The organism is Enterobacter sp. DNB-S2 (genome assembly GCF_019443845.1).
Classification (GTDB): Bacteria; Pseudomonadota; Gammaproteobacteria; order Enterobacterales; family Enterobacteriaceae; genus Enterobacter; species Enterobacter asburiae_B.
Genome location: NZ_CP050520.1, coordinates 3,459,588 through 3,486,503, shown reverse-complemented (window position 1 = coordinate 3,486,503; position 26,916 = coordinate 3,459,588). Strand labels below are relative to the sequence as shown.

Genomic DNA, 26,916 nt, shown 5'->3' with positions numbered 1-26,916 from the left:
CCCGGAAGATGCTTGCTTGCAGGGAGTCTCCCAAAACTGATTAGGGGTGACGGCAATGAGAACACGTAAAATTGGGCTCGCAAATTATCTCGCTTACGGGTCAGGCGATTTCCTCGGGGCGGGTACCACCGCCCTGACGGCGGCCTGGCTTTTATATTTTTATACCACCTTCTGCGGGCTCTCACCGATCGAAGCAACGTTTATCTTTGCCGCTGCAAGGGTGCTGGATGCCGTCGTTAGCCCGTTAATGGGCTTTTTAACCGATAACTTTGGGACAACCTGGCTCGGTAAGCGCTTCGGCCGTCGTAAGTTTTTTATCCTGCTGGGGATTCCGTGCGTGTTCAGCTACTCGCTGATGTGGGTTGGGGACATGAGCTTCTGGTACTACCTGCTGACCTATCTGGTGTTTGATATTGTCTACACCATGATTCTGGTGCCGTACGAAACGCTGGTACCGGAAATGACCGATGACTTTAAACAGAAAACCAAGTTCTCCGGGGCGCGTATCTCTATGGCGCAGATGTCCGCCATTCTGGCCTCCTTCCTGCCGGGGATCCTGTTAACCCACTTCGGGAAAGAAAACGCCATCTCCTTCTTCTACGCAAGCCTGGTCTTCTCCTTGCTCTGCGCGCTGATGCTAACCTTCGTCTGGTTCTTTACCTGGGAACGCCCGCGCGAAGAGTGGTCAGAAGCGGCGCTGCGTGCTGAAGAAGAGAAGAAGAAGCTGACGCTGGGACAGAGCCTCAACCGCCTGATCGTTGAGTTAAGCTCCACGCTGCGCATCAAGATTTTCCGTCAGCATCTGGGCATGTACCTTGGCGGCTATATCGCACAGGACGTATTTAATGCGGTATTCACCTACTACGTGGTGTTCGTGCTGATGCAGGAAGCGTCAATGGCGTCCAATCTGCTGGGCACGATGGCTATTTTCCAGTTCTTTGCGGTTATTGCCATGATCCCGCTGTGCATCCGTTTCGGTCCTGCACCGTCCTACCGCATGGTCGTGGTGCTGTTTGGTCTGGCGTCTCTCTCTTACGCCATGCTCTATTACGCGGGCCTGAGCGACGTCTACGCTCTGCTGTTGCTGATCTCAGCGGTTGCCGGTCTCGGTCGCGGCGGTATCAACTACGTGCCGTGGAACACCTATACCTACATTGCTGACGTGGATGAAGCGATCACCGGCCAGCGCCGCGAAGGGATCTTCGCGGGCATCATGACCCTGACCCGTAAGGCGTCACAGGCCGGTGCGGTGATGCTGGTGGGCATCGTGATGCAGATGTCCGGCTTTGTTAGCGGTCAGAAAGTACAGCCTGCGGAAGTGAGCCACACCATTTTGACGATCCTGAGCGTGGGCACCATCCTGGTCCTGTTCTGCGGCTTCCTCGTTTCCCTGCGCTTCAGGCTCAATTTGCAGACCCACAGCACGCTGCGCGAGGAGACCGCGAAAATGCGTGAGTGTGGTCATGCGATGCCTGAGTCAGCGACGCCACACGCCCGCGCCACCGTCGAGATGCTGGCCGGTATGCCTTATGAGTCACTGTGGGGCAATAACAACATCGGTTATCTGAATCGCAATAAGCCAGCGGCACCCTCGCTGAAGGATCGCGCGGTACTGAATTCGACATACAACAGAGGTTAAGATGATGAAAGTTTGGCCTGTCAAACATAGCCCGTTATTACGTCAGCCAGAGCGCTTTATCGCCCGAGACGAACTGAAATCGCTGATTCAAAAGGTGACGCATAGCCTGGTCAATATCCACGACAAAACGGGTGAATTTTTGCTGCGGCTGGACGACGGGCGCGTGATCGACACTAAAGGCTGGGCCGGATGGGAGTGGACGCACGGCGTTGGCCTGTACGGTATCTGGCAATATTACTGCCAGACCGGCGACGAAGGTATGCGAGACATCATCGACAGCTGGTTTGCCGACCGCTTTGCGGAAGGCGCGACTACCAAAAACGTGAATACCATGTCGCCGTTCCTGACGCTGGCTTATCGCTACGAAGAGACCAAAAATCAGGCCTGGCGGCCGTGGCTGGAAAGCTGGGCGGAATGGGCGATGGCCGAGATGCCGCGTACGGAACACGGCGGGATGCAGCACATCACTCTGGCGGAAGAAAACCATCAACAGATGTGGGATGACACGCTGATGATGACGGTGCTGCCGCTGGCGAAAATCGGCAAGCTGCTCAACAAACCGGAATACGTTGAAGAGGCGGTGTATCAGTTCCTGCTGCACGTGCAGAACCTGATGGACCGGGAGACCGGGCTGTGGTTCCACGGCTGGAGCTACGACGGCAACCATAACTTCGCCCGTGCCCGCTGGGCGCGCGGCAACAGCTGGCTCACCATCGCGATCCCGGACTTCCTTGAGCTTGTGGATCTGCCGGAAAACAGCGCCGTGCGCCGCTACCTGGTGCAGGTATTGAATGCGCAGATTGCCGCGCTGGCGAAATATCAGGACGACAGCGGGCTATGGCATACGCTGCTCGACGATCCACATTCTTATCTTGAGGCGTCCGCGACGGCAGGGTTTGCCTACGGCATTCTGAAAGCCGTGCGCAAGCGCTACGTTGGCGCGGAGTATGCCGGAGTGGCAGAAAAAGCGATTCGCGGTATCGTCAAAAATATTTCGCCGGAAGGCGAGCTGTTGCAAACGTCGTTCGGCACGGGCATGGGCAGCGATCTTGAGTTTTATCGCCAGATCCCGCTGACGTCGATGCCGTACGGACAGGCGATGGCGATTCTCTGTTTAACGGAATATTTGCGGAAGTATTTCTGATAAGAAAAAACCCGGCGCTTGCCGGGTTTTTTGTATTACATGCGTTCTACGGTTTCGATACCCAGGGTATCCAGACCCAGCTTCAGGGTCTTCGCCGTGAGCTGCGCCAGCTTCAGGCGGCTGTTGCGGACCGATTCGTTTTCCGCAGACAGAATAGGGCAGTGCTCGTAGAAGCCGGAGAACAGCCCCGCCAGATCGTACAGGTAAGCACACATCACGTGCGGCGTGCCGTCACGCGCGACAACCGTCAGCGTCTCTTCAAACTGCAGCAGGCGCGCTGCCAGCTGTGCTTCACGATCTTCCGTGATGGTCACTGTCGCATTCGCCAGTACGTTTTCATCAATGTTCGCCTTACGGAACACCGAGAGCACGCGGGTGTAGGCATACTGCATGTAAGGCGCCGTATTGCCTTCAAACGCCAGCATGTTATCCCAGTCGAAGATATAGTCGGTGGTACGGTTCTTGGAGAGATCCGCGTATTTCACCGCACCGATACCCACGGCGTTGGCCAGTTTTTCTAGCTCATCGGCAGGCATGTCCGGGTTCTTTTCAGCCACCAGACGGCGGGCGCGTTCCAGCGCTTCGTCCAGCAGGTCGGACAGCTTCACGGTACCGCCCGCACGGGTTTTGAACGGCTTGCCGTCTTTACCCAGCATCATGCCGAACATGTGGTGTTCCAGCGGCACGCAATCCGGCACGTAACCGGCTTTACGCACGATGGTCCACGCCTGCATCAGGTGCTGGTGCTGACGGGAGTCGATGTAGTACAGCACGCGGTCAGCATGCAGCGTCTCGTAACGGTATTTCGCACAGGCGATGTCAGTGGTGGTGTAGAGGTAGCCGCCATCCTTTTTCTGGATGATCACGCCCATCGGTTCGCCTTCCTTGTTTTTATACTCATCAAGGAACACCACCGTTGCGCCTTCGCTCTCTACCGCCAGGTTTTTGGCTTTCAGGTCAGCCACAATGCCGGGCAGCATTGGGTTATAGAGGCTTTCACCCATCACGTCGTCACGGGTCAGGGTGACGTTCAGACGGTTATAGGTCAGCTGGTTCTGAGACATGGTGATGTCGACCAGCTTGCGCCACATCTCGAGGAAGTATTGGTCGCCGCCCTGCAGTTTTACCACATAGCTGCGCGCGCGCTCGGCAAAGGCTTCGTCTTCGTCGTAGTGTTTTTTGGCTTCGCGGTAGAACCCTTCCAGGTCCGCCAGCGCCATTTCACCCGCGTTTTCCTGCTGCTGTTTTTCCAGGTAAGCAATCAGCATGCCGAACTGGGTACCCCAGTCGCCCACGTGGTTCGCGCGGATCACCTTGTGACCGAGGAACTCGAGCGTGCGCACCGCGGCATCACCGATGATAGTGGAGCGCAGGTGGCCAACGTGCATCTCTTTCGCCACGTTCGGCGCAGAGTAGTCGATCACGACGGTCTGCGCCTCCGGCTGGGAAACGCCCAGACGGTCAGATTTCAGCGCCGCGTCAACGTGGCTTGCCAGGAATGCAGGCTCAAGGAAGATGTTGATAAAGCCCGGACCGGCGATTTCGGTTTTGCTGGCAATGCCGGAAAGATCCAGATGCGTCAGTACCTGCTCAGCGAGCTGTCGCGGCGGCATGCCCAGTTTTTTAGCCACTGCCATCACGCCATTAGCCTGATAGTCGCCAAACTGTACTTTTGCTGACTGACGAACCTGCGGTTCGCAATCCGCAGGTGCGCCTGCGGCAATCAGTGCCTGACTGACTTTTTCGGAGAGAAGAGCCTGAATATTCACCTGGATACCTTACGTTTTTGATGCGGGCTTACAGCCGCCCGCGCCAGTTAAAGAATTTAGGGCGGGAGTATACTGCAAATGCCCTCTGGCGTCAGCATTGCGGGGCCTGAAGATTGCTCAGAATCCAGGCGGTGAAGGTGTGCATAATCATGCAGTCGCAAAAAGCCGGATTCTGCGGTTGGTCAAAACAGGGCAACAGAGTAAATTAGCGGCTTTGCGACATGAAAAGAGAGTGACTTATGGCGAACTGGCAATCCATTGACGAACTGCATGATATTTCCGCAGATTTACCGCGCTTCACCCAGGCGTTCACAGAACTTGCCACCCGTCTGGGTCTGGATATTGCGCCGCTTGAGGCCGATCACATCTCTTTGCGCTGTCATCAGAATGCCACGGCCGAGCGCTGGCGTCGCGGGTTCGAACGGTGCGGCGAATTGCTCTCCGAGAACATCATCAATGGTCGCCCCATTTGCCTGTTCAAACTGCATGAACCGGTGAACGTGGCGCACTGGCAATTCAGCGTGGTTGAACTGCCGTGGCCGGGCGAGAAACGCTATCCGCACGAAGGCTGGGAGCATATCGAAATTGTCCTGCCGGGTGAGCCGGAAACGTTGAACGCGCGCGCGCTGGCCCTGCTTTCTGACGAAGGCTTAAGCAAGCCGGGGATTTTTGTGAAGACGAGTTCACCCAAAGGCGAGCGCGAGCGGTTACCTAACCCGACGCTGGCCGTTACGGACGGACAGGTCACGGTGAAGTTTCATCCGTGGACCATTGAGCAGATCGTTGCCAGCGAAGCGTAAGAGATGTGAGTTCACGCCGGGACTGAAAACGGACGGCGTGTCATGATGTTTCGTTGAGTGGAATTTCAGGAGGATTAAATGGCGCTGCTGGAGATTTGTTGTTACAGCGTGGAGTGTGCCGTGACCGCGCAAAAGCACGGGGCTGACCGCATTGAACTGTGTGCGGCACCCAAGGAGGGCGGGCTGACGCCGTCTTACGGCGTGTTGAAGTCTGCCCGTCAGGCCGTCACCATTCCCGTTCATCCGATTATTCGTCCGCGCGGCGGTGATTTTTGTTACACGGCGGGCGAGTTCAGTGCCATGCTTGATGATATCGCACTCGTTCGGGACCTGGGGTTTCCGGGGCTGGTGACCGGCCTGCTGAATGAAGACGGCAACATCGATATACCGCGCATGCGTCAGATTATGAGCGCCGCGCAGGGGCTGGCCGTCACTTTTCATCGCGCATTTGATATGTGTAAAGATCCGCTCCAGGCTTTTGAAACGCTTGAAGAACTTGGCGTGGCGCGCATCCTGACATCGGGTCAGCAGGCGTCAGCTGAAAAAGGACTGCAATTAATTACGGAACTAAAAGCACATTCCGGTGTTCCAATAATAATGGCGGGTGCGGGAGTCCGCGCCAGCAATCTGGAACGGTTTTTAAACGCAGGGGTAGAAGAGCTGCACAGCTCCGCGGGTAAATGGATACCTTCGCCCATGCGTTATCGCAATACAGGATTGTCAATGTCGACGGATGCTGAAGCGGATGAGTATTCACGCTATGGCGTAGAGGGAGAGTCGGTTGCGGAAATGAAGTCGCTGATTGAGCGCCATCACGTGTAGCAACGTACCGATTTTTACCGCGCATCATGTCGCCCAATATGATGCTTGCTTGTACCAGGCCCCTGCAATTTCAACAGGGGCCTTTTTTTATCCCCTCACCCTAACCCTCTCCCCATAGGGGAGAGGGGACGGCTCGGTGCGGTTTTTCTCCCTCGCCCCTATGGGGAGAGGGCCGGGGTGAGGGGAAAACTACGGCTTCGTCGCAATTAACACCGCACGCATCGGGGCTGGATAGCCTTCGATGGTTTTGCTGTGGTCGGCCGGGTCGAGGAACTGCTCCAGCGATTCGGTGATCATCCAGTCGGTGCGGCGCTGTTCCTCAATTGAGGTCACGCTGACGTCTGCAATCCGCACATCCACAAACCCGCACTTCTCCAGCCAGTTCTTCAGCGCCAGCGCGGAAGGGATGAAGTAAACGTTGCGCATCTGCGCGTAGCGATCGCCCGGGACCAGAACGGCATGTTCATCGCCTTCAATCACCAGCGTTTCCAGCACCAGCTCGCCGCCGCTGACCAGCTGATCCTTCAGCTGCCACAGGTGTTCAAGCGGGGAACGACGGTGGTACAGCACGCCCATGGAGAAGACGGTATCAAAGGCTTTCAGGGCAGGCAGTTGTTCAATGCCCAGCGGCAGCAGGTGCGCGCGCTGGTCGTTACCCAGCAGCTTACGCACCGCTTCAAACTGGCACAGGAACAGCTGCATCGGGTCAATACCGACCGCCAGATGCGCCCCCGCGCCAATCATGCGCCACATGTGGTAACCGCTGCCACAGCCCACGTCCAGAATGGTACGTCCGGTCAGGTCGGAAAGGTGGGGCAGCACGCGATCCCATTTCCAGTCCGAGCGCCATTCGGTATTGATGTTCACGCCGTAAAGTGAAAACGGCCCTTTGCGCCACGGCATCAGGTTACGCATCAGCGTTTCGATGCGGTTGATCTGCCCGGCCGGAAGCTGCTCTTCGCTCTCGGCGGTTACGCTGTGGAGAAGGTCCAGACGATGCGGGGTCAGTTCGGGCAGATACTCCACCGCGTTTGACCACTGCTTTAACAGGCCGTGCTGCTGATCGCGCTGCCAGGCGGCAATCTGCGCGGGCAAGGTTTCCAGCCAGTGGGAAAGCTGGTTTTTGGCAATCAGCTGATAGAAGTTGCTGAATTCGATCATGCGGATTCTCCCGCTTTCAGCGCCACCAGAGAGCCAAAGTTAAAGCACTGGAACCACAGTTCGCTGTGCTCAAAACCGGCTTTGCTCAGACGCGCTTTGTGGGTTTCTACGGAATCCGTCAGCATCACGTTTTCGAGCATGCTGCGCTTCTGGCTGATCTCCAGCTCGCTGTAGCCGTTCGCCCGTTTGAAATCGTGGTGCATATTGAACAGCAGTTCGCCAACCTCGGCATCTTCGAAGCTGAATTTCTCCGAGAGCACCAGCGCGCCGCCGGGATTCAGCCCCTGATAAATTTTGTCCAGCAGCAGCTGGCGGTCTTCAGGCACCAGGAACTGCAGGGTGAAATTCAGCACCACCATCGAGGCGTTATTGATCTCAATCTCGCGGATATCGCCTTCCACCACGTCGACCGGAACAGGGGCTTTATACGCGTCAATGTGGCGACGGCAGCGCTCAACCATGGCCGGGGAGTTATCGACGGCAATGATTCGGCAGCCTTCGTGGTGAACGTTACGACGAACCGACAGCGTTGCCGCGCCGAGCGAGCAGCCCAGGTCATAGACCTGCGTGCCGGGTTGAACGAAGCGCTCAGCCAGCATGCCGATCATAGAGATAATATTGGAATAACCGGGAACAGAGCGCTGGATCATATCCGGGAAGACTTCGGCTACCCGTTCATCGAAGGTCCAGTCGCCCAGGCTGGCGATAGGCGCGGAAAAAAGCGTGTCGCGATCTGACATAACGTAAAAATCCGGGAAAAATAAAGTGGCGTATTGTGCGCTAATGGAGGGAGAAAACCAACTCCCACGGCATATACCACAGGTTAGCCAGCACCATCAGCAAAAGCGAACACCAGGTCGCGCTCATGCCGGAACGACGCCAGCGGATTAAGCGGTGGTGAAAACCGTAATAGTGCATCAGGCGGCCAGCAATAAGAAGCAGGCCACAGATGTGCACCATCCAGGTTTCTGCGCCATTCATCTCCATAAAAAGCAGCAGGATTAAGGCTGCGGGGATGTATTCGACCGCGTTGCCGTGAATGCGGATAGCGCTTTGTAGCTCGGAAAACCCGCCGTCACCGTAAGAGACGCGGTACAGCGTTCTGAGGCGCACAACATCAAATGAAAACTTAATCAGCAGTAATGCACCTAACACCGCATACAGCGCGCTGACCATACAAACTCCCTGTTTTTGGCAGATGGCACTTCACTATGATAGGGGGTGATATCAGAAAAGAGAAGATTGTTGTGGGATGGAAGGGGCGCTGCCCACGGACGGCACCGCAGCCTGCAAGGCCTGCCACAGAGCATCGACCAGTTCGGGCGCCTGGGCGATATCCGGCGTGTGCAAAAAGAGATACGGCGTGGTGGTGTGTTCCCACTTCGCTAACGTTTGCAGCCAGACGGCGAACATCGCCTGATTTTGCTGCATGTTATCGCTGCCGATATACCTGACCATTGGGTTATGCGCGGTCACGATGGCATGGACCGGCACTTTCGGTTTTTTACGCTGAGCTTCAACGATGGCTTCGCTATGGGGGACAGCGCTGTGCACCGGCCGGCTATCGAGGATCACCCGGTTAACGGAACGCTCAAGCAGGCCGCGATTGAGCGCTTTTTCTGCTTCGCCCTTCGCAAAAAATTCAGGATGCCTGACTTCAACGCCGTAGGCGAATTCACGGGGCAGGGCATCCAGGAACTGCCAGAGCGCAGGTAAATCGCGCGGGCCAAACGTGGCGGGCAGCTGGATCCAGTACTGACCGATGCGGTTCGCCAGCGGCGACATGCGCGTAAAAAACTCTTCGGTCAAATCCCCGCAGTTGCGCAGCGCGGCCTGGTGGGAAATGGTGGCCGGAAACTTAAAGCAGAAGCGGAAGTCGTCGGTCGTTTGTTCCCGCCAGCGCGTAACAATCTCGGCTTTAGGGAGCGCATACAGGGTGGTGTTACCCTCGACACAGTTGAAGTGCCGGGCATACTCCTCAAGGCTGGTGATGCCAAGGCGCACCCATTTCGGGTGCGACCACTGGGGCAGGCCCACGTACATCATAGCGCGCTGACAATCTCATCCGTGCTGCGCACGCGGCCGATGCGCGGGAAGATATGGGTCATGCTGCCCTGGTGCTGTTCCGCGGAGGCCGCGCTGCAGGCATCTTCGGCGATCACCAGGTTAAAGCCCAGCTCCCACGCGTTGCGGGCGGTAGACTCCACGCCGATGTTGGTGGAAATGCCGCACAGGATGATGGTGTCGATGCCGCGACGGCGGAGCTGCAGCTCGAGATCGGTACCGTAAAATGCCCCCCACTGGCGTTTGGTCACTTCGATGTCGCTGTCGCGTGTGCCGAGTGCGGCCGGGTACGTCCACCAGTTTTCAGGCAGGGCGCGTGCCGGAGCCTGGGCATCAATGGGCTGTTTTAACGCTTCAGCGTAATCAGCGGACCAGCCGACGCGCACCATGACAACAGGCGCACCGCTGGCACGACATGTTTCCGCCAGGCGAGCTGCGCGGCTGACCACATCATCCGCGGTATGCGGGCCGCCGGCGAAGGGCAGAATGCCTTCCTGTAAATCAATCACGACAAGTGCGGTTTTACTGGCATCAAGTGTTAACATCGTTACTCCCGTTAAATGAATCACTTCCAGACACCATACGATGTGATGGCCTGTTCCTGGGCGGATAATTTTGTTAATTTTTGTGAGAATGCGCAATAAGAGTGCAGCAAACGACCGCCAGGCCGTGGTTCGCTCTTATCGTCCGGCGGAATTTCCAGTATAATAGCCGCCTTTTTTCATCCAGTTGTGACATACAGAAAGCTGCGACATAGTAGCCTGCATACCAGGCGACATTTAGCCTGCGGCTAATTAAGGGATATCTCATGCGTACAGAATATTGCGGGCAGCTGCGTCAGTCCCACGTTGGACAGCAGGTAACCCTGTGTGGTTGGGTCAATCGTCGTCGTGATCTTGGTAGCCTTATCTTCATCGATATGCGCGACCGCGAAGGTATCGTTCAGGTGTTCTTCGATCCGGATCGCGCAGATGCGTTGAAGCTGGCCTCTGAGCTGCGTAATGAGTTCTGCATTCAGGTTACCGGCACCGTGCGCGCGCGTGACGAGAAAAACGTCAACGCCGACATGGCGACGGGCGCCATCGAAGTGCTGGCGTCCGATCTGGTGATCATCAACCGTGCAGAAGCGCTGCCGCTGGACTCCAACCACGTCAACACTGAAGAAGCGCGTCTGAAATACCGCTACCTGGATCTGCGTCGTCCGGAAATGGCTCAGCGCCTGAAAACCCGTGCGGAAATCACCAGCCTGGTGCGTCGCTTTATGGATGACCACGGTTTCCTCGACATCGAAACCCCGATGCTGACCAAAGCCACGCCGGAAGGCGCGCGCGATTACCTGGTCCCATCCCGCGTTCATAAAGGCAAATTCTACGCGCTGCCGCAGTCTCCACAGCTGTTCAAACAGCTGCTGATGATGTCCGGCTTCGATCGCTACTATCAGATCGTGAAATGCTTCCGCGACGAAGACCTGCGCGCTGACCGCCAGCCAGAATTTACCCAGATCGATGTGGAAACCTCCTTCATGACCGCCGAGCAGGTGCGTGAAGTTATGGAAGCCCTGGTGCGTAGCCTGTGGAACGACGTGAAAGGCGTTGAGCTGGGCGATTTCCCTATCATGACCTTCGCTGAAGCCGAGCGTCGTTACGGCTCTGACAAACCAGACCTGCGTAACCCGATGGAGCTGGTGGACGTAGCAGACCTGGTGAAAGGCGTTGAGTTTGCCGTCTTCGCTGGCCCGGCTAACGATCCTAAAGGCCGTGTGGCCGCCCTGCGTGTACCGGGCGGTGCGGCACTGAGCCGCAAGCAGATCGACGACTACGGCAACTTCATCAAGATCTACGGTGCGAAAGGTCTGGCCTATATTAAAGTGACCGAGCGTGCGAAAGGTCTGGAAGGCATCACCAGCCCGGTAGCGAAATTCCTTAACGCGGACATCGTGGAAGCGATCCTTGAGCGCACCGGCGCGCAGGACGGCGACATGATCTTCTTCGGCGCAGACAACAAGAAAGTCGTGGCGGATGCGATGGGCGCGCTGCGTCTGAAGCTCGGCAAAGACCTGAGCCTGACCGACGAAAACAAATGGGCGCCGCTGTGGGTTATCGACTTCCCAATGTTTGAAGACGACGGTGAAGGCGGCCTGACCGCAATGCACCACCCGTTCACCTCGCCAAAAGACATGACGGCGGCAGAGCTGAAAGCGGCACCGGAAGATGCGGTCGCGAACGCTTATGACATGGTGATCAACGGCTACGAAGTGGGCGGCGGTTCCGTGCGTATTCACAGCGGTGAAATGCAGCAGACCGTGTTCGGCATTCTGGGCATCAACGAGCAGGAGCAGCGCGAGAAGTTTGGCTTCCTGCTGGACGCCCTGAAATACGGTACGCCGCCGCACGCGGGCCTGGCCTTCGGTCTTGACCGTCTGACCATGCTGCTGACCGGCACCGATAACATTCGTGATGTTATTGCCTTCCCGAAAACCACTGCCGCAGCGTGTCTGATGACCGAAGCGCCAAGCTTTGCCAACCCGGCCTCTCTGGCCGAGCTGGGCATTGAAGTGGTGAAGAAGGAAGAGAAAAACTGATATGGCATATAAGCTTCCCGTTTCGGTCCTGGTGGTCATTTATGCAGAAGACACGAAGCGGGTGCTGATGTTGCAGCGGCGCGATGACCCTGATTTCTGGCAGTCGGTTACCGGCAGTCTGGAAGAGGGGGAAACCGCGTCGCAGGCCGCCGCGCGCGAAGTAAAGGAAGAGGTCACCATTGACGTTGCCCGCGAGCAACTGACCCTGAAGGACTGCCAGCGCACGGTGGAGTTTGAAATTTTTAGCCATTTACGTCATCGCTACGCGCCGGGTACCGAGCGCAATACGGAGTCGTGGTTCTGTCTCGCGCTCCCCCATGAACGGGAGATCGTGTTTACCGAACACCTGACCTACCGCTGGGTGAATGCGGCGGATGCCGCCGCACTGACCAAGTCGTGGAGCAACCGGCAGGCGATTGAAGAATTTGTAATTAACGCAGCCTGAGAAGGCGCGATTTTTGGAGAACTTTTTATGGCAGGTCATAGTAAGTGGGCCAACACCAAACACCGCAAAGCGGCACAGGATGCCAAGCGCGGTAAGATCTTTACCAAAATCATTCGCGAGCTGGTGACAGCAGCGCGTCTGGGCGGCGGCGACCCGGCATCTAACCCGCGTCTGCGCGCGGCGGTAGATAAAGCGCTGTCAAACAACATGACGCGTGACACCCTGAACCGTGCAATCGCACGTGGCGTGGGCGGTGATGAAGACGCGAACATGGAAACCATCATTTATGAAGGTTACGGCCCCGGCGGTACTGCGGTGATGGTTGAGTGTCTGTCCGACAACCGTAACCGTACCGTTGCGGAAGTGCGCCACGCGTTCACCAAAACCGGTGGCAACCTGGGCACTGACGGTTCCGTTGCTTACCTGTTCAGCAAAAAAGGCGTCATCTCCTTCGAGAAAGGCGACGAAGATGCGATCATGGAAGCGGCGCTGGAAGCCGGTGCGGAAGACGTGGTGACCTTCGATGACGGTGCTATCGACGTTTATACCGCGTGGGAAGAGATGGGTGCCGTGCGCGACGCGCTGGAAGCGGCTGGCCTGAAAGCGGACAACGCTGAAGTGTCCATGATCCCGTCCACCAAAGCGGACATGGATGCGGAAACGGCACCGAAACTGCTGCGTCTGATCGACATGCTCGAAGACTGCGACGACGTGCAGGAAGTGTACCACAACGGTGAAATCTCTGATGAGGTTGCAGCGACTCTCTGATGAGAGCGTTTAAACCCGTTACAGGAGACGCGTGATGTCGATTATTCTCGGGATTGACCCAGGCTCACGCGTCACCGGTTATGGCGTTATCCGTCAGGTGGGACGCCAGTTAACCTACCTGGGCAGCGGCTGTATTCGCACCAAAGTGGACGATCTTCCTTCGCGCCTGAAGCTCATTTATGCGGGCGTGTCGGAGATCATCACCCAGTTTCAGCCGGACTATTTCGCCATCGAGCAGGTCTTTATGGCGAAAAACGCCGATTCGGCGCTAAAGCTCGGTCAGGCGCGCGGTGTTGCCATCGTCGCTGCCGTGAACCAGGATTTGCCGGTATTCGAATATGCGGCGCGTCAGGTCAAGCAGACGGTGGTGGGCATTGGGAGCGCGGAGAAAAGCCAGGTGCAGCATATGGTGCGTACCCTGCTGAAGCTTCCCGCGAACCCGCAGGCCGACGCCGCGGATGCGCTGGCGATTGCGATTACCCACTGTCACGTCAGCCAGAACGCGATGCAAATGAGCGAGTCGCGGCTCAATCTGGCGCGAGGCAGGTTACGATAATCAGAAATCAGGCTGGATAAACATCCAGCCTTTTTTTATTATGTCGGCAGTTAATTTCTCCCAGAACGCAGGAGCGTCACGTGATAGGCAGACTCAGAGGCATCATCATTGAAAAACAACCCCCGTTAGTGCTGCTGGAAGTAGGTGGCGTGGGCTATGAAGTCCATATGCCGATGACCTGCTTCTACGAGCTGCCGGACGCGGGCAAAGAGGCGATTGTCTTTACCCAGTTTGTGGTGCGTGAAGATGCCCAGCTGCTGTACGGATTCAATAACAAGCAGGAACGCACCCTGTTCCGCGAGCTGATTAAAACCAACGGCGTCGGTCCGAAGCTGGCGCTGGCGATTTTGTCCGGCATGTCGGCACCACAGTTCGTGAATGCCGTTGAGCGCGAAGATCCTGCGGCGCTGATTAAGCTCCCGGGCATTGGTAAGAAAACCGCCGAGCGCCTGATTGTCGAAATGAAAGACCGCTTTAAAGGTCTGCATGGTGATCTGTTCACTCCGGCTGCCGATTTGGTACTGACCTCTCCTGGCGGCCCTGCAACGGATGATGATGCCGAGCAGGAAGCGGTTGCCGCGCTGGTGGCGCTGGGCTATAAACCTCAGGAGGCCAGCCGAATGGTGAGCAAAATTGCCAAACCGGACGCCAGCAGTGAAACCCTGATTCGTGAAGCGCTGCGCGCTGCATTGTGAGGTAAAGGATGATTGAAGCAGACCGCCTGGTGTCGGCAGGCACTATTCAGGCAGATGACGTGGTGGATCGCGCGATCCGCCCAAAACTGCTTGATGAGTATATCGGCCAGCCGCAGGTTCGTTCCCAGATGGAGATTTTCATCCAGGCGGCAAAGCTGCGCGGCGATGCGCTCGATCACCTGCTTATTTTTGGCCCTCCGGGTTTAGGCAAAACCACGCTGGCGAATATCGTTGCCAATGAAATGGGCGTCAACCTGCGCACCACCTCCGGTCCTGTGCTGGAGAAGGCGGGCGATCTCGCGGCGATGTTGACCAACCTCGAACCGCATGACGTGCTGTTTATCGATGAGATCCACCGCCTGTCGCCGGTGGTGGAGGAAGTGCTCTATCCGGCGATGGAAGATTACCAGCTGGATATCATGATCGGTGAAGGCCCGGCCGCGCGCTCCATCAAAATCGATCTGCCGCCGTTTACCCTGATTGGCGCCACCACCCGCGCCGGGTCGTTGACCTCTCCGCTGCGCGACCGTTTCGGCATCGTGCAGCGTCTTGAGTTTTACCAGGTGGCGGACCTCCAGCACATCGTTGGCCGTAGCGCTCGCTATATGGGGCTCGAAATGAGCGAAGAGGGCGCGTTTGAAGTGGCGAAGCGTTCCCGCGGTACGCCGCGTATCGCCAACCGTCTGCTGCGCCGCGTGCGTGACTTTGCCGAGGTGAAGCACGATGGCTCCATTTCCGCGGAGATCGCCGCTCAGGCGCTGGATATGCTGAACGTCGATGCCGAAGGCTTTGACTATATGGACCGTAAACTGCTGCTGGCGGTGCTGGATAAGTTCTTTGGCGGCCCGGTCGGGCTGGATAACCTGGCTGCGGCTATTGGGGAAGAGCGTGAGACGATTGAAGATGTGCTGGAGCCGTATCTGATTCAGCAAGGCTTTCTGCAACGCACCCCGCGTGGACGTATGGCAACGGTGCGGGCGTGGAATCATTTCGGCATTACGCCACCGGCAATGCCGTAATGTTGTGTTCCCTCTCCCCGAGGGAGAGGGCCGGTGAGGGCTTCTGCGCCCTCCATGTTAATTCGCGGTCTTTTTCATCATACTGAAGATAAACAGCACCGCCGCACTGAGCACCACTGACGGTCCCGCAGGCGTGTCATAGAACGCCGAGAAGGTTAATCCTCCCGTTACCGCAATCATTCCGATAATCACGGCTATGCCGGCCATCTGCTCCGGCGTACGGGCAAAACGACGCGCCGTGGCGGCAGGGATGATCAGCAGCGACGTAATAATCAGCGCGCCGACAAACTTCATTGCGACACCAATCGTTAACGCCGTCACCAGCATCAGCAGCAGTTTTACGCGCTGCAGCTTCACGCCGTCGACAAAGGCCAGATCAGGACTGACGGTCATGGCCAGTAAATTCCGCCACTGCCAGAGCAGAATAGCGAGCACCACCACCACGCCAACGGCGATAGCGATGAGATCTTCCGGCGTCACGGCCAGCAGGTCGCCGAAGAGGTAGGCCATCAGATCCACGCGGATGTTCGACATCAGGCTGACCACCACCAGGCCCAGAGACAGGGCACTGTGCGCCATAATGCCAAGCAGCGTATCAATGGCGAGGTGAGGGCGCTTTTCCAGCCAGACCAGACCGGCGGCCAGCAGCAGCGTGACCACAATCACCGCGTAGAAGGGGTTCACATCCAGCAGCAGACCAAAGGCTACGCCCAGCAGGGACGCATGCGCCAGGGTATCGCCAAAATAGGACATTCTGCGCCAGACAACAAACGAGCCGAGCGGACCCGCGGCGCAGGCAAGCATAATCCCGGCCAGCCAGCCGGGCAGTAACAGTTCAATCATGAGTGTCCATTTCCCCGACGCAGTACGATTCGTCCCTGTAAATCATGGCGATGATTATGATGATGACGGTAAATACCCAGCTGTTCAGCGCCGCGAGGGCCGAACATGGAGATAAATTCCGGGTGCATTGACACCACTTCAGGCGTACCGGAGCAGCAGATGTGGTGGTTGAGGCACAGCACTTCGTCGGTTTTTGCCATCACCAGATGCAGGTCGTGAGACACCATCAGCACGGCGCAATCAAGCTCCCGACGGAGCTGGTCGATCAAATCATAAAGCGCAACCTGACCATTCACATCCACACCCTGAGTTGGTTCATCCAGTACCAGCAGCTGCGGGCTGCTCAGCAGCGCGCGGGCAAGTAAAACACGCTGAGTTTCACCGCCGGACAGTTTTTGCAGCGGCGCATCGACAAGATGGCCCGCCTGCACGCGTTTTAGCGCCGGGAGAATATCGGCTTTTCGGGTGCCGGGGCGCAGGCGCAGGAAACGGCTGACCGTCAGCGGCAGCGTTGCGTCGAGATGAAGTTTTTGCGGCACATAGCCAATACGCAATTTTTCCTCGCGCTTAATCACGCCTTCATCGGGTGCGACCAGACCCAGCACCACGCGCACCAGGGTGGATTTGCCTGCGCCATTGGGGCCGAGCAGCGTCAGAATTTTGCCGGGCTTCAGATCGAGCGACACGTCAGAGAGGACGCGGCGCTGCCCGAATGAGACCGAAATATTTTCAAGAGAAACCAATGTCGTCATGTCATTTTAAGCTTGAAGAAGTCAACGAATGTTATAATATCACATTCCACGCATTCACTACGATGATTAGTCGCATTATGTTACATAAAAATACGCTTCTTTTCGCAGCATTATCCGCTGCCCTTTGGGGTACAACCGCACAAGATGTTAACGCTGCGGTTGTCGCTTCGCTTAAACCACTCGGATTCATCGCGTCGGCCATTGCCGATGGGGTAACGGAAACCCAGGTTCTGCTCCCTGATGGTGCATCTGAGCATGACTATTCCCTGCGCCCGTCAGATGTAAAACGCTTACAAAACGCGGACTTAGTCGTCTGGATTGGTCCTGAAATGGAAGCGTTTATGCAAAAGTCAGCAAAACAGGTCGCTGGCGAAAAACAGGTCGCGATTGCCGAACTCTCCGGCGTGAAACCGTTGCTCATGAAAGGGGCGGATGACGACGGCGACGAACATGACCATCATGCCGCAGACGGCGAAAAAGGTGATGGAGATCACCATCACGGCGAGTACAACATGCATCTTTGGTTATCCCCAGAGATAGCGCGGCTTTCAGCGGTTGCAATCCACGACAAATTAGTGGAACTTATGCCGCAAAGTCGAGCCAAACTAGACGCCAACCTGAAGGATTTTGAGGCACAATTAGCCGCAACCGATAAGCAGGTTGATAATGAGCTCGCACCGTTGAAAGGTAAAGGGTATTTCGTTTTTCATGACGCCTACGGCTATTACGAAAAACACTACGGTTTGACCCCACTGGGCCACTTCACCGTCAACCCTGAAATTCAGCCTGGTGCGCAGCGTTTACATGAAATCAGAACACAGTTGGTTGAGCAGAAAGCGACATGCGTTTTTGCTGAGCCACAGTTCAGGCCAGCGGTCGTAGAAGCCGTGGCCAGGGGAACATCCGTGCGCATGGGAACCCTTGACCCGCTAGGTACGAATATCCAGTTGAGCAAAGCGAGCTATTCGCAGTTCCTCAGCCAACTGGCGAACCAGTATGCGAGCTGCCTGAAAGGAGATTAACGAGGAAGTGAATACGTGCAACAGATAGCCCGCTCTGTCGCCCTGGCATTTAACAATCTGCCACGACCCCACCGCGTTATGCTGGGGTCGCTTACAGTTCTCACCTTAGCGGTCGCCGTCTGGCGGCCCTATGTTTACCACCCGAGTTCTGCCCCTACCATTAAAACCATTGAGCTTGAAAAGAGCGAAATCCGTTCTTTGCTGCCTGAAGCCAGTGAGCCTATCGACCAGGCGGCTCAGGAAGATGAAGCTATCCCGCAGGATGAGCTGGACGATAAAACCGAGAACGAGGCGGGTATCCACGAATATGTTGTCTCTACCGGGGATACGCTGAGCAGCGTGCTGAACCAGTACGGCATCGACATGGGCAATATCAGCCAGCTGGCGGCTGCGGATAAAGATCTTCGTAACCTGAAAATCGGACAACAGCTCTCCTGGACACTAACGGCGGATGGCGATCTCCAGCGTCTGACCTGGGAAATGTCCCGCCGCGAAACCCGCACCTACGATCGCACTGCAAACGGTTTCAAGATGACCAGCGAAATGCAGAAGGGCGACTGGGTTAACAGCGTTCTGAAAGGTACCGTGGGCGCGAGCTTTGTCTCCAGCGCGCGCGATGCAGGCCTGACCAGCGCTGAAATCAGTTCGGTGATCAAAGCCATGCAGTGGCAGATGGATTTCCGCAAGCTGAAGAAGGGCGATGAGTTCTCCGTCCTGATGTCCCGCGAAATGCTGGACGGTAAGCGCGAGCAAAGCCAGCTGCTGGGCGTACGTCTGCGCTCCGAGGGCAAAGATTACTACGCGATTCGTGCCGAAGACGGTAAGTTCTATGACCGCAGCGGTACGGGCCTTGCGAAAGGCTTCCTGCGCTTCCCGACGGCAAAACAGTTCCGCGTCTCCTCTAACTTTAACCCGCGTCGTCTGAACCCGGTAACCGGGCGCGTCGCGCCGCACCGTGGCGTTGACTTTGCCATGCCGCAGGGCACGCCGGTACTGGCGGTTGGCGATGGTGAAGTGGTGGTGGCCAAGCGTAGCGGTGCCGCCGGATATTATGTCGCGGTACGTCATGGTCGTACTTATACGACCCGCTATATGCACCTGCGTAAGCTGCTGGTGAAGCCGGGCCAGAAGGTGAAGCGTGGTGACCGTATCGCGATCTCCGGCAATACCGGACGCTCTACCGGCCCGCACCTGCACTATGAAGTGTGGATCAACCAGCAGGCCGTGAACCCGCTGACGGCGAAACTGCCGCGCACCGAAGGCCTGACAGGTAAAGATCGTACTGATTATCTGGCGCAGGTGAAAGAGGTGATGCCGCAGCTGAGCTTAAACTAAGCCCTCTGTTTTTGTTAAAAAAGCCGGCGCACACTGACGCCGGCTTTTTCTTTTGTGCGTGGACGACTGCCTCGCTACACTATCTGAATAAAATTTTGCGTCATCAGACCCTGGATCCAGCATGGAAACCAAAAAAAACAATATTGAATACATTCCTGAGTTTGAAAAATCCTTCCGCCATCCGCGCAACTGGGGCGCCTGGCTTGGTGTCTACGCCTTTGCGGGGATGGCGATGCTGCCTGCCTCTGTTCGCGATCCTGTTCTGGGTAAAATTGGCCGTCTGGCCGGGCGTTTAGGCAAGAGCGCCCGCCGCCGCGCGCAGATCAACCTCTATTACTGTTTTCCTGAGAAAAGCGACGCCGAGCGCGAGGCAATCATTGATGAAATGTACACCACCGCCCCGCAGGCAATGGCGATGATGGCGGAACTGGCGCTGAAAGGGCCGGATAAAATCGTCGATCGCGTTGACTGGAAAGGGCTGGACATCATCGAGGAGATGCGCCGCAATGACGAGAAAGTCATTTTCCTTGTTCCCCACGGCTGGGGCGTTGATATTCCGGCGATGCTGATGGCGTCTCAGGGCCAGAAAATGGCGGCGATGTTCCATAACCAGGGAAATAAAATCTACGATTTTGTCTGGAATACGGTGCGTCGTCGTTTTGGCGGACGTTTGCATGCGCGTAACGATGGCATTAAGCCCTTCATTCAGTCGGTGCGTCAGGGGTACTGGGGCTACTATCTGCCGGATCAGGACCACGGCCCAGAGCACAGCGAGTTTGTCGATTTCTTTGCGACCTATAAAGCGACGCTCCCCGCGATTGGTCGCCTGATGAAAGTCTGTCGTGCCCGCGTGATCCCGCTGTTCCCGGTCTATGACGGCAAAACGCATCGCCTGAGTATTGAGGTCCGTCCGCCGATGGATGATCTGCTGACCGCGGACGACCACACCATTGCGCGTCGAATGAACGAAGAGGTGGAAATCCTGGTGGGGCCGCATGCCGAACAGTACACGTGGATCCTGAAGCTGCTTAAAACGCGTAAGCCGGGTGAAACTGAGCCCTATAAACGCAAAGAGCTTTATCCGCGGAAATAAAAAAAGCCCTCTCCATCTGGAGAGGGCTTTTTAACACAGACATTATTACTCGACGGTCATAACGCGCGTGGTGTTGGTTGAGCCGATGGTGCTCATCACGTCGCCCTGGGTCACAATGACGATATCACCGGACACCAGATAGCCTTTGTCGCGCAGCAGGTTTACGGCATCGTGCGCCGCAGCTACGCCGTCACTGGTGCTGTCGAAGTGAACTGGCGTCACGCCGCGGTACAGCGCCGTCAGGTTCAGGGTACGTTCGTGACGGGACATGGCGAAGATCGGCAGACCAGAGCTGATACGAGAGGTCATCAGCGCGGTGCGGCCAGATTCGGTCATGGTGATGATCGCGGTAACGCCCTTCAGATGGTTTGCCGCGTACATCGCAGACATCGCAATCGCTTCTTCCACGTTGTCGAACTGCACGTCCAGACGGTGTTTAGAAACGTTGATGCTTGGGATCTTTTCAGCGCCCAGGCAGACGCGCGCCATAGCGGCCACGGTTTCTGCCGGATACTGGCCCGCAGCGGTTTCCGCAGAGAGCATCACCGCATCGGTACCGTCCAGCACGGCGTTAGCCACATCCATGACTTCTGCACGGGTTGGCATTGGGTTGGTGATCATCGATTCCATCATCTGAGTCGCGGTGATCACCGCGCGGTTCAGCTGACGTGCGCGACGAATCAGCGCTTTCTGGATCCCTACCAGCTCAGGGTCGCCAATTTCCACGCCCAGGTCACCACGCGCAACCATTACCACGTCGGACGCGAGGATCACATCGTCCATGGCATCCTGATCGCAAACGGCTTCCGCGCGTTCAACTTTCGCGACGATTTTAGCATCGCAGCCTGCATCACGTGCCAGACGACGCGCATAGTTTAGATCTTCGCCGCAGCGCGGGAAGGAGACCGCCAGGTAGTCAACGCCGATCAGCGCAGCCGTCACGATGTCCGCTTTGTCTTTATCGGTAAGCGCTTCTGCAGAGAGGCCGCCGCCCAGTTTGTTGATGCCTTTATTGTTGGAGAGCGGGCCGCCGACGGTGACTTCGGTGAACACTTTCATGCCCTGAACTTCCAGCACCTTCAGCTGTACGCGACCGTCGTCGAGCAGCAGGATATCGCCTGGCACCACGTCAGCCGGCAGGCCTTTATAGTCGATACCGACTTTCTCTTTATCGCCTTCGCCTTTGCCCAGGTTGGCATCAAGCAGGAATTTGTCGCCGATATTGAGGAAAACCTTACCCTCTTTAAAGGTCGATACACGAATTTTTGGACCCTGCAAATCGCCGAGGATAGCAACGTGGCGGCCCAGTTTGGCTGCGATTTCACGCACTTTATCGGCACGTAATTTATGGTCTTCTGGCGTACCGTGAGAGAAGTTCATACGCACCACGTTGGCGCCGGCGGCGATAATTTTCTCGAGATTATTATCGCGGTCGGTGGCCGGGCCTAAGGTGGTTACGATCTTGGTTCTGCGAAGCCTTCTGGACATGTAATACTCCGTTGACTGAAACAACTTTGGTGTTGCGTGAACATTGAATCGGCCTTCATCTGCTGCAAGGCAGCGGAGAGTGGACCGAATGCCGTAAATCGTTACATCGTAATTATTGGTTACGTCTTCGTTATCAACTATCAGGGAACATCGCTCTTTATAAGCAATTCTTTATCAAAACGCGATTCCTTCAGCGCTTCCTTGACCCGCTTCAAGTTATCCCGGAATTTTGCGCCCCGACGCAAGGTAAAACCGGTTGCCAGCACGTCAATCACGGTGAGCTGCGCCAGTCGGGAGACCATCGGCATATAAATGTCGGTGTCTTCCGGCACGTCGAGGGTGATCGCCAGCGTCGCTTCACGCGCCAGCGGCGTACCTGCCGTGGTGAGGGCAATCACCATGGCATCGTTTTCACGGGCTAGCTGCGCCAGCTCTACCTGACTCTTGGTGCGCCCGGTGTGCGAAATCAGTACCACGACGTCATCTTCACTGCAATTCATACAGCTCATGCGTTGCAGCACAATGTCATCGGAATAAATAACCGGGACGTTAAAGCGGAAAAATTTGTTCATGGCGTCATGCGCCACGGCGGCCGACGACCCGAGACCAAAGAACGCAATCCGCTTGGCCTGGGTGAGCAAATCCACCGCGCGATTCACGGAACTCATGTCCAGCGACTGGCGGACGTGGTCAAGCGAAGCCATAGCCGATTCAAAAATTTTCGCGGTATAGGCATCAACGCTGTCGTCTTCATCCACATTACGATTAACATATGGGGTGCCGTTAGCCAGACTTTGTGCCAGATGCAGTTTAAAATCAGGAAAGCCGCGCGTTTCGAGGCTGCGGCAAAAGCGATTGACCGTCGGTTCGCTAACACCCGCTTCCTGTGCCAGAGCGGCGATGCTTGAATGAATCGCCTGAGCGGGGGAGGCGAGAATGACCTCGGCCACTTTTCGCTCGGATTTGCTAAGGTGTTCCAGTTGAAACTGGATTTTTTCCAGCATGTTCATGTTAACAGGACGCTCATGGGTGTAAACGATTTCATAAATTGATGAAATCGTGATTCGATTTAGCCGATATTACCCTTGTGGCTTCCATTAAGGGTAACAATCGACAAGATAATGTTGTTGTTTTTTTTCATTACTTGATCGGTGTCGGGTTTTGCTGTGACCCCGTTGCGCAAAGAAACGACGGTTGTTGCGTCATTGCGCCGTCGTAATCCTCCAAAGGAGGAAAAATCGCGTTATCGCACGCGACGATAAGCGCTAATGGTTTCGGGAATGACGTAAAAGCAGTACAGTGCATTGTAATAAAATTACAACGATACCTGGCAGAAGTACCAGGTGATCCAACTGAGGAGAATGACATGGCGGTAACGCAAACAGCCCAGGCATGTGACCTGGTCATTTTCGGCGCGAAAGGCGACCTTGCACGCCGAAAATTGCTGCCTTCCCTGTATCAACTGGAGAAAGCGGGCCAAATTCATCCGGATACCCGTATCCTGGGTGTTGGGCGCGCGGACTGGGATAAGGACGCTTATACCAAAGTCGTCCGCGAGGCGCTCGAAACTTTCATGAAAGAAAAAATTGATGAAAGTTTGTGGGATACCCTGAGTGGACGCCTCGATTTCTGCAACCTGGACGTCAACGACGTCAGCGCGTTTACCCGCTTAGGCGCGATGCTGGATCAGAAAAACCGTGTCACCATTAACTATTTCGCCATGCCGCCAAGCACCTTCGGCGCCATCTGCAAAGGTCTGGGTGAAGCCAAACTGAACGCCAAACCGGCGCGCGTCGTGATGGAGAAGCCGCTGGGTACGTCGCTGGCAACCTCGCGTGAAATCAACGACCAGGTGGGCGAGTTCTTTGAAGAGTGCCAGGTCTACCGTATCGACCACTATCTCGGTAAAGAGACGGTACTGAACCTGCTGGCGCTGCGTTTCGCTAACTCCCTGTTTGTGAATAACTGGGACAACCGCACTATCGACCACGTGGAAATCACCGTGGCGGAAGAGGTGGGGATTGAAGGTCGCTGGGGTTACTTTGACCAGGCCGGTCAGATGCGCGACATGATCCAGAACCACCTGCTGCAAATTCTGTGCATGATTGCCATGTCTCCACCGTCTGACCTGACGGCTGACAGCATCCGTGATGCAAAAGTGAAAGTGCTGAAGTCACTGCGCCGCATCGATCGCTCCAACGTGCGTGAGAAGACCGTCCGCGGCCAGTACACCGCCGGGTTTGCGCAAGGCAAAAAAGTGCCGGGCTACCTGGAAGAAGAGGGCGCGAACAAGTCCAGCAACACCGAGACGTTCGTGGCGATCCGCGTGGATATCGACGACTGGCGCTGGGCGGGCGTTCCGTTCTACCTGCGCACCGGTAAACGTCTGCCGGCCAAATGTTCCGAAGTGGTTGTTTACTTCAAAAACCCGGAACTGAACCTGTTCAAAGAGTCCTGGCAGGAACTGCCGCAGAACAAGCTGACCATTCGACTGCAGCCGGACGAAGGGGTGGATATCCAGATCCTGAACAAAGTGCCGGGACTGGATCATAAACACAACCTGCAGACCACCAAGCTGGATCTGAGCTACTCCGAAACCTTTAATCAGACGCACCTGGCCGATGCTTACGAGCGTCTGCTGCTGGAAACCATGCGCGGTATCCAGGCGCTGTTCGTGCGTCGCGACGAAGTGGAAGAGGCGTGGAAATGGGTCGACTCCATCACCGAAGCCTGGGCTGCCGATCAGGATGCGCCAAAACCGTATCAGGCGGGTACCTGGGGACCTGTCGCGTCGGTGGCAATGATCACCCGCGATGGCCGCTCCTGGAACGAGTTTGAGTAAGATAATCCTCTAGCTCGAAAGTGTTATTTTACCGGTAACATGATCTAACACAGCTAGTGGCACAATTTTCAACTTTTAAGCTCCGCGTGGATTCACCCGCGGAGCTTTTTTTATTACACTGCCGGAAGTGATTTTGCCCCTGAGCTCCGGACAGCAAGCGTTTCAGCGTTGTTAACAACTGCCAGCGACTTTGTAAACTCCCGAGCCGGACAGATAATTTAGAGGAGCTTCTATGAATCCGACATTGTTACGCGTAACACAACGCATTATCGAGCGCTCGAAAGAGACCCGTTCGGCCTACCTCGCCCGGATTGAACAGGCAAAGAGCAGCACCGTCCACCGATCACAGCTGGCCTGCGGGAACCTGGCGCACGGCTTCGCCGCCTGCCAGCCTGATGATAAAGCGTCGCTGAAAAGCATGTTGCGTAACAATATCGCCATCATTACCTCCTATAACGATATGCTTTCCGCGCACCAGCCGTATGAGGTCTATCCCACTATCATCCGCAACGCGCTGCACAGCGTAAATGCGGTGGGCCAGGTGGCGGGCGGTGTACCTGCCATGTGCGACGGCGTGACGCAGGGGCAGGACGGCATGGAGCTGTCCCTGCTGAGCCGCGAAGTGATTGCGATGTCTGCCGCGGTGGGCCTGTCACACAACATGTTTGATGGCGCGCTGTACCTCGGCGTGTGCGACAAGATTGTCCCGGGCCTGGTGATGGCGGCGTTGTCGTTTGGGCATCTGCCTGCGATCTTCGTCCCGTCCGGCCCAATGGCGAGCGGTCTGCCGAACAAAGAAAAAGTGCGTATCCGCCAGCTGTACGCGGAAGGGAAAGCAGACCGTCAGGCGCTGCTGGAGGCGGAAGCCGCGTCCTATCATGCGCCGGGGACCTGTACGTTCTACGGTACGGCTAACACTAACCAGATGGTCGTGGAATTTATGGGGATGCAGCTTCCGGGCTCGTCCTTTATCCAGCCGGATGCGCCGCTGCGCAAGGCGCTGACCGAGGCCGCGGCCCGTCAGGTCACGCGTCTGACCGGCAACGGCAACGAATGGATGCCGATGGGCAAAATGGTTGACGAAAAAGTCATCGTCAACGGGATTGTTGCGCTGCTGGCAACCGGGGGCTCAACCAACCACACCATGCACCTGGTGGCCATGGCGCGTGCGGCGGGCATTCTGATTAACTGGGATGACTTCTCCGAGATCTCTTCCGTGGTGCCGCTGATGGCACGGCTGTACCCGAACGGTCCGGCGGATATTAACCACTTCCAGGCCGCAGGCGGTGTACCGCTGCTGATGCGCGAGCTGCTGAAAGGCGGGCTGCTGCATGAAGACGTGAATACCGTGGCGGGCTTTGGCCTTCAGCGCTACACCCAGGAGCCGTGGCTGAACAACGGCGAGCTGGACTGGCGTGAAGGGGCGAGCGCGTCTCTTGATGCGCAGGTGATTGCCACTATCGACAAACCGTTCTCTCCTCACGGCGGCACCAAAGTGCTGAGCGGCAACCTCGGTCGTGCGGTAATGAAGACCTCTGCCGTACCGGAAGAGAACCAGGTTATCGAAGCGCCGGCGGTGGTATTTGAAAGCCAGCATGACGTGTTACCCGCCTTTGACGCCGGTCTGCTCGATAAAGACTGCGTGGTGGTGGTGCGTCACCAGGGACCTAAAGCCAACGGGATGCCAGAATTACATAAACTTATGCCACCACTTGGTGTATTATTGGACCGCCGTTTCAAAATTGCGCTAGTCACCGATGGACGCCTCTCCGGGGCATCCGGTAAAGTGCCTTCAGCCATCCACGTGACGCCGGAAGCCTACGACGGCGGTCTGCTGGCGAAAGTGCGCGACGGTGACATGATCCGCGTGAACGGCCAGACGGGCGAGTTAACCCTGCTGGTGGATGAAGCCGAGCTGGCGGCACGTCAGCCCCATATTCCTGACCTGAGCGCATCGCGCGTGGGGACCGGACGCGAAATGTTCAGCGCGCTGCGTGAGAAACTCTCCGGTGCGGAGCAGGGCGCAACCTGTATTACGTTTTAAGACGACTTGATTTTAACGATCTGGCGAGAGAAAA

Annotated in this window: 25 protein-coding genes; 15 read left to right on the top strand and 10 right to left on the bottom strand. The window is 56.5% G+C overall.

Features of this window, described 5'->3' with window-relative positions; all coding sequences use genetic code 11:
• Nucleotides 1-55: 55 nt before the first annotated feature.
• The gene (locus HB664_RS16730) at nucleotides 56-1,639 is read left to right on the top strand and encodes an MFS transporter (protein WP_039263661.1); all 1,584 of its coding nucleotides are present in this window, start codon (nucleotides 56-58) and stop codon (nucleotides 1,637-1,639) included.
• 4 nt (nucleotides 1,640-1,643) lie between these two features.
• Nucleotides 1,644-2,783 carry a glycoside hydrolase family 105 protein gene (locus HB664_RS16725; RefSeq protein ID WP_039263685.1) on the top strand — a complete coding sequence of 380 codons (1,140 nt, stop codon included), beginning with the start codon at nucleotides 1,644-1,646 and terminating at the stop codon, nucleotides 2,781-2,783.
• 35 nt (nucleotides 2,784-2,818) lie between these two features.
• Here HB664_RS16725 and argS read toward each other — a convergent pair whose 3' ends face one another.
• Nucleotides 2,819-4,552, bottom strand: a complete 1,734-nt coding sequence (argS, locus tag HB664_RS16720) for an arginine--tRNA ligase (RefSeq protein ID WP_045404452.1) — start codon at nucleotides 4,550-4,552, stop codon at nucleotides 2,819-2,821.
• Between the two features lie 239 nt (nucleotides 4,553-4,791).
• Here argS and HB664_RS16715 point away from each other — a divergent pair, with 239 nt between their 5' ends.
• Both HB664_RS16715 and cutC read left to right on the top strand, forming a co-directional pair.
• The gene (locus tag HB664_RS16715; protein ID WP_033145857.1) at nucleotides 4,792-5,352 is read left to right on the top strand and encodes a VOC family protein; all 561 of its coding nucleotides are present in this window, start codon (nucleotides 4,792-4,794) and stop codon (nucleotides 5,350-5,352) included.
• Between the two features lie 78 nt (nucleotides 5,353-5,430).
• The gene (gene cutC, locus HB664_RS16710) at nucleotides 5,431-6,174 is read left to right on the top strand and encodes a copper homeostasis protein CutC (RefSeq protein WP_219939859.1); all 744 of its coding nucleotides are present in this window, start codon (nucleotides 5,431-5,433) and stop codon (nucleotides 6,172-6,174) included.
• Nucleotides 6,175-6,363: 189 nt separating this feature from the next.
• On the opposite strand, the gene cmoB is transcribed toward cutC, so the two are convergent.
• The 5 genes from cmoB to HB664_RS16685 are packed head-to-tail and all read right to left on the bottom strand — an operon-like array spanning nucleotide 6,364 to nucleotide 9,944.
• The gene (cmoB, locus tag HB664_RS16705; RefSeq protein WP_219939858.1) at nucleotides 6,364-7,335 is read right to left on the bottom strand and encodes a tRNA 5-methoxyuridine(34)/uridine 5-oxyacetic acid(34) synthase CmoB; all 972 of its coding nucleotides are present in this window, start codon (nucleotides 7,333-7,335) and stop codon (nucleotides 6,364-6,366) included.
• Complete coding sequence (gene cmoA, locus HB664_RS16700; protein ID WP_029741772.1) at nucleotides 7,332-8,075, bottom strand: carboxy-S-adenosyl-L-methionine synthase CmoA; 744 nt, start codon at nucleotides 8,073-8,075, stop codon at nucleotides 7,332-7,334. Before cmoA ends, cmoB begins: the two co-directional genes overlap by 4 nt.
• A gap of 40 nt (nucleotides 8,076-8,115) precedes the next feature.
• Nucleotides 8,116-8,511, bottom strand: a complete 396-nt coding sequence (locus tag HB664_RS16695; RefSeq protein WP_021240443.1) for an MAPEG family protein — start codon at nucleotides 8,509-8,511, stop codon at nucleotides 8,116-8,118.
• A gap of 51 nt (nucleotides 8,512-8,562) precedes the next feature.
• Nucleotides 8,563-9,381: a DUF72 domain-containing protein gene (locus HB664_RS16690; protein WP_045887970.1), complete on the bottom strand. Its 819-nt coding sequence runs from the start codon at nucleotides 9,379-9,381 to the stop codon at nucleotides 8,563-8,565.
• The gene (locus tag HB664_RS16685; RefSeq protein WP_143346828.1) at nucleotides 9,378-9,944 is read right to left on the bottom strand and encodes a hydrolase; all 567 of its coding nucleotides are present in this window, start codon (nucleotides 9,942-9,944) and stop codon (nucleotides 9,378-9,380) included. Before HB664_RS16685 ends, HB664_RS16690 begins: the two co-directional genes overlap by 4 nt.
• Nucleotides 9,945-10,207: 263 nt before the next feature.
• On the opposite strand from HB664_RS16685, the gene aspS reads away from it, so the two are divergent.
• From aspS to ruvB, 6 genes are all read left to right on the top strand, one after another.
• On the top strand, nucleotides 10,208-11,980 hold the full coding sequence (gene aspS, locus HB664_RS16680) for an aspartate--tRNA ligase (protein WP_219939857.1): 1,773 nt from the start codon (nucleotides 10,208-10,210) through the stop codon (nucleotides 11,978-11,980).
• 1 nt (nucleotide 11,981) lies between these two features.
• Entirely contained in the window at nucleotides 11,982-12,425 is a 444-nt protein-coding gene (nudB, locus tag HB664_RS16675) for a dihydroneopterin triphosphate diphosphatase (RefSeq protein WP_033145850.1), read from the top strand.
• A gap of 27 nt (nucleotides 12,426-12,452) precedes the next feature.
• The gene (locus HB664_RS16670; protein ID WP_008500447.1) at nucleotides 12,453-13,193 is read left to right on the top strand and encodes a YebC/PmpR family DNA-binding transcriptional regulator; all 741 of its coding nucleotides are present in this window, start codon (nucleotides 12,453-12,455) and stop codon (nucleotides 13,191-13,193) included.
• 34 nt (nucleotides 13,194-13,227) lie between these two features.
• Nucleotides 13,228-13,749: a crossover junction endodeoxyribonuclease RuvC gene (ruvC, locus tag HB664_RS16665; RefSeq protein WP_003859749.1), complete on the top strand. Its 522-nt coding sequence runs from the start codon at nucleotides 13,228-13,230 to the stop codon at nucleotides 13,747-13,749.
• An 80-nt stretch (nucleotides 13,750-13,829) separates the two neighbouring features.
• Nucleotides 13,830-14,444, top strand: coding sequence for a Holliday junction branch migration protein RuvA (gene ruvA / locus HB664_RS16660; RefSeq protein WP_023312236.1), 615 nt, complete (start codon nucleotides 13,830-13,832; stop codon nucleotides 14,442-14,444).
• Between the two features lie 8 nt (nucleotides 14,445-14,452).
• On the top strand, nucleotides 14,453-15,463 hold the full coding sequence (gene ruvB / locus HB664_RS16655; RefSeq protein ID WP_023312235.1) for a Holliday junction branch migration DNA helicase RuvB: 1,011 nt from the start codon (nucleotides 14,453-14,455) through the stop codon (nucleotides 15,461-15,463).
• A gap of 57 nt (nucleotides 15,464-15,520) precedes the next feature.
• Here ruvB and znuB read toward each other — a convergent pair whose 3' ends face one another.
• Nucleotides 15,521-16,306 (bottom strand): zinc ABC transporter permease subunit ZnuB, encoded by a 786-nt coding sequence (gene znuB, locus HB664_RS16650; RefSeq protein ID WP_047061093.1) that lies wholly within the window; start codon nucleotides 16,304-16,306, stop codon nucleotides 15,521-15,523.
• A complete protein-coding gene (gene znuC, locus HB664_RS16645) occupies nucleotides 16,303-17,058 on the bottom strand; it encodes a zinc ABC transporter ATP-binding protein ZnuC (protein ID WP_023312233.1) in 756 nt (251 codons plus the stop codon). The genes znuB and znuC overlap by 4 nt, the downstream gene beginning before the upstream one ends.
• 77 nt (nucleotides 17,059-17,135) lie before the next feature.
• Here znuC and znuA point away from each other — a divergent pair, with 77 nt between their 5' ends.
• The 3 genes from znuA (at nucleotide 17,136) to lpxM (ending at nucleotide 20,508) form a co-directional block, all read left to right on the top strand.
• The gene (gene znuA, locus HB664_RS16640) at nucleotides 17,136-18,080 is read left to right on the top strand and encodes a zinc ABC transporter substrate-binding protein ZnuA (RefSeq protein WP_219940841.1); all 945 of its coding nucleotides are present in this window, start codon (nucleotides 17,136-17,138) and stop codon (nucleotides 18,078-18,080) included.
• Nucleotides 18,081-18,095: 15 nt separating this feature from the next.
• Nucleotides 18,096-19,415: a murein DD-endopeptidase MepM gene (mepM, locus tag HB664_RS16635; protein WP_219939856.1), complete on the top strand. Its 1,320-nt coding sequence runs from the start codon at nucleotides 18,096-18,098 to the stop codon at nucleotides 19,413-19,415.
• A gap of 121 nt (nucleotides 19,416-19,536) precedes the next feature.
• Complete coding sequence (gene lpxM, locus HB664_RS16630) at nucleotides 19,537-20,508, top strand: lauroyl-Kdo(2)-lipid IV(A) myristoyltransferase (RefSeq protein WP_023312230.1); 972 nt, start codon at nucleotides 19,537-19,539, stop codon at nucleotides 20,506-20,508.
• A 45-nt stretch (nucleotides 20,509-20,553) separates the two neighbouring features.
• On the opposite strand, the gene pyk is transcribed toward lpxM, so the two are convergent.
• Entirely contained in the window at nucleotides 20,554-21,996 is a 1,443-nt protein-coding gene (gene pyk / locus HB664_RS16625; RefSeq protein ID WP_039263653.1) for a pyruvate kinase, read from the bottom strand.
• 140 nt (nucleotides 21,997-22,136) lie between these two features.
• Complete coding sequence (locus HB664_RS16620) at nucleotides 22,137-23,006, bottom strand: MurR/RpiR family transcriptional regulator (RefSeq protein ID WP_023312229.1); 870 nt, start codon at nucleotides 23,004-23,006, stop codon at nucleotides 22,137-22,139.
• Nucleotides 23,007-23,362: 356 nt separating this feature from the next.
• On the opposite strand from HB664_RS16620, the gene zwf reads away from it, so the two are divergent.
• Together zwf and edd are read left to right on the top strand one after the other, a co-directional pair.
• Complete coding sequence (gene zwf, locus HB664_RS16615; protein ID WP_023312228.1) at nucleotides 23,363-24,838, top strand: glucose-6-phosphate dehydrogenase; 1,476 nt, start codon at nucleotides 23,363-23,365, stop codon at nucleotides 24,836-24,838.
• Between the two features lie 232 nt (nucleotides 24,839-25,070).
• Entirely contained in the window at nucleotides 25,071-26,882 is a 1,812-nt protein-coding gene (gene edd, locus HB664_RS16610; RefSeq protein WP_047061092.1) for a phosphogluconate dehydratase, read from the top strand.
• Nucleotides 26,883-26,916: the final 34 nt, after the last annotated feature.

What these genes read in the sequence shown, in the direction of transcription:
- HB664_RS16730 (WP_039263661.1), top strand. Translation starts at nt 56, where the DNA reads ATGAGAACACGTAAAATTGGGCTCGCAAATTATCTCGCTTACGGGTCA.
- HB664_RS16725 (WP_039263685.1), top strand. Translation starts at nt 1,644, where the DNA reads ATGAAAGTTTGGCCTGTCAAACATAGCCCGTTATTACGTCAGCCAGAG.
- HB664_RS16715 (WP_033145857.1), top strand. Translation starts at nt 4,792, where the DNA reads ATGGCGAACTGGCAATCCATTGACGAACTGCATGATATTTCCGCAGAT.
- cutC (WP_219939859.1), top strand. Translation starts at nt 5,431, where the DNA reads ATGGCGCTGCTGGAGATTTGTTGTTACAGCGTGGAGTGTGCCGTGACC.
- cmoB (WP_219939858.1), bottom strand. Translation starts at nt 7,335, where the DNA reads ATGATCGAATTCAGCAACTTCTATCAGCTGATTGCCAAAAACCAGCTT.
- cmoA (WP_029741772.1), bottom strand. Translation starts at nt 8,075, where the DNA reads ATGTCAGATCGCGACACGCTTTTTTCCGCGCCTATCGCCAGCCTGGGC.
- HB664_RS16695 (WP_021240443.1), bottom strand. Translation starts at nt 8,511, where the DNA reads ATGGTCAGCGCGCTGTATGCGGTGTTAGGTGCATTACTGCTGATTAAG.
- HB664_RS16690 (WP_045887970.1), bottom strand. Translation starts at nt 9,381, where the DNA reads ATGATGTACGTGGGCCTGCCCCAGTGGTCGCACCCGAAATGGGTGCGC.
- HB664_RS16685 (WP_143346828.1), bottom strand. Translation starts at nt 9,944, where the DNA reads ATGTTAACACTTGATGCCAGTAAAACCGCACTTGTCGTGATTGATTTA.
- aspS (WP_219939857.1), top strand. Translation starts at nt 10,208, where the DNA reads ATGCGTACAGAATATTGCGGGCAGCTGCGTCAGTCCCACGTTGGACAG.
- nudB (WP_033145850.1), top strand. Translation starts at nt 11,982, where the DNA reads ATGGCATATAAGCTTCCCGTTTCGGTCCTGGTGGTCATTTATGCAGAA.
- HB664_RS16670 (WP_008500447.1), top strand. Translation starts at nt 12,453, where the DNA reads ATGGCAGGTCATAGTAAGTGGGCCAACACCAAACACCGCAAAGCGGCA.
- ruvC (WP_003859749.1), top strand. Translation starts at nt 13,228, where the DNA reads ATGTCGATTATTCTCGGGATTGACCCAGGCTCACGCGTCACCGGTTAT.
- ruvB (WP_023312235.1), top strand. Translation starts at nt 14,453, where the DNA reads ATGATTGAAGCAGACCGCCTGGTGTCGGCAGGCACTATTCAGGCAGAT.
- znuB (WP_047061093.1), bottom strand. Translation starts at nt 16,306, where the DNA reads ATGATTGAACTGTTACTGCCCGGCTGGCTGGCCGGGATTATGCTTGCC.
- znuC (WP_023312233.1), bottom strand. Translation starts at nt 17,058, where the DNA reads ATGACGACATTGGTTTCTCTTGAAAATATTTCGGTCTCATTCGGGCAG.
- znuA (WP_219940841.1), top strand. Translation starts at nt 17,136, where the DNA reads ATGTTACATAAAAATACGCTTCTTTTCGCAGCATTATCCGCTGCCCTT.
- lpxM (WP_023312230.1), top strand. Translation starts at nt 19,537, where the DNA reads ATGGAAACCAAAAAAAACAATATTGAATACATTCCTGAGTTTGAAAAA.
- pyk (WP_039263653.1), bottom strand. Translation starts at nt 21,996, where the DNA reads ATGTCCAGAAGGCTTCGCAGAACCAAGATCGTAACCACCTTAGGCCCG.
- HB664_RS16620 (WP_023312229.1), bottom strand. Translation starts at nt 23,006, where the DNA reads ATGAACATGCTGGAAAAAATCCAGTTTCAACTGGAACACCTTAGCAAA.
- zwf (WP_023312228.1), top strand. Translation starts at nt 23,363, where the DNA reads ATGGCGGTAACGCAAACAGCCCAGGCATGTGACCTGGTCATTTTCGGC.
- edd (WP_047061092.1), top strand. Translation starts at nt 25,071, where the DNA reads ATGAATCCGACATTGTTACGCGTAACACAACGCATTATCGAGCGCTCG.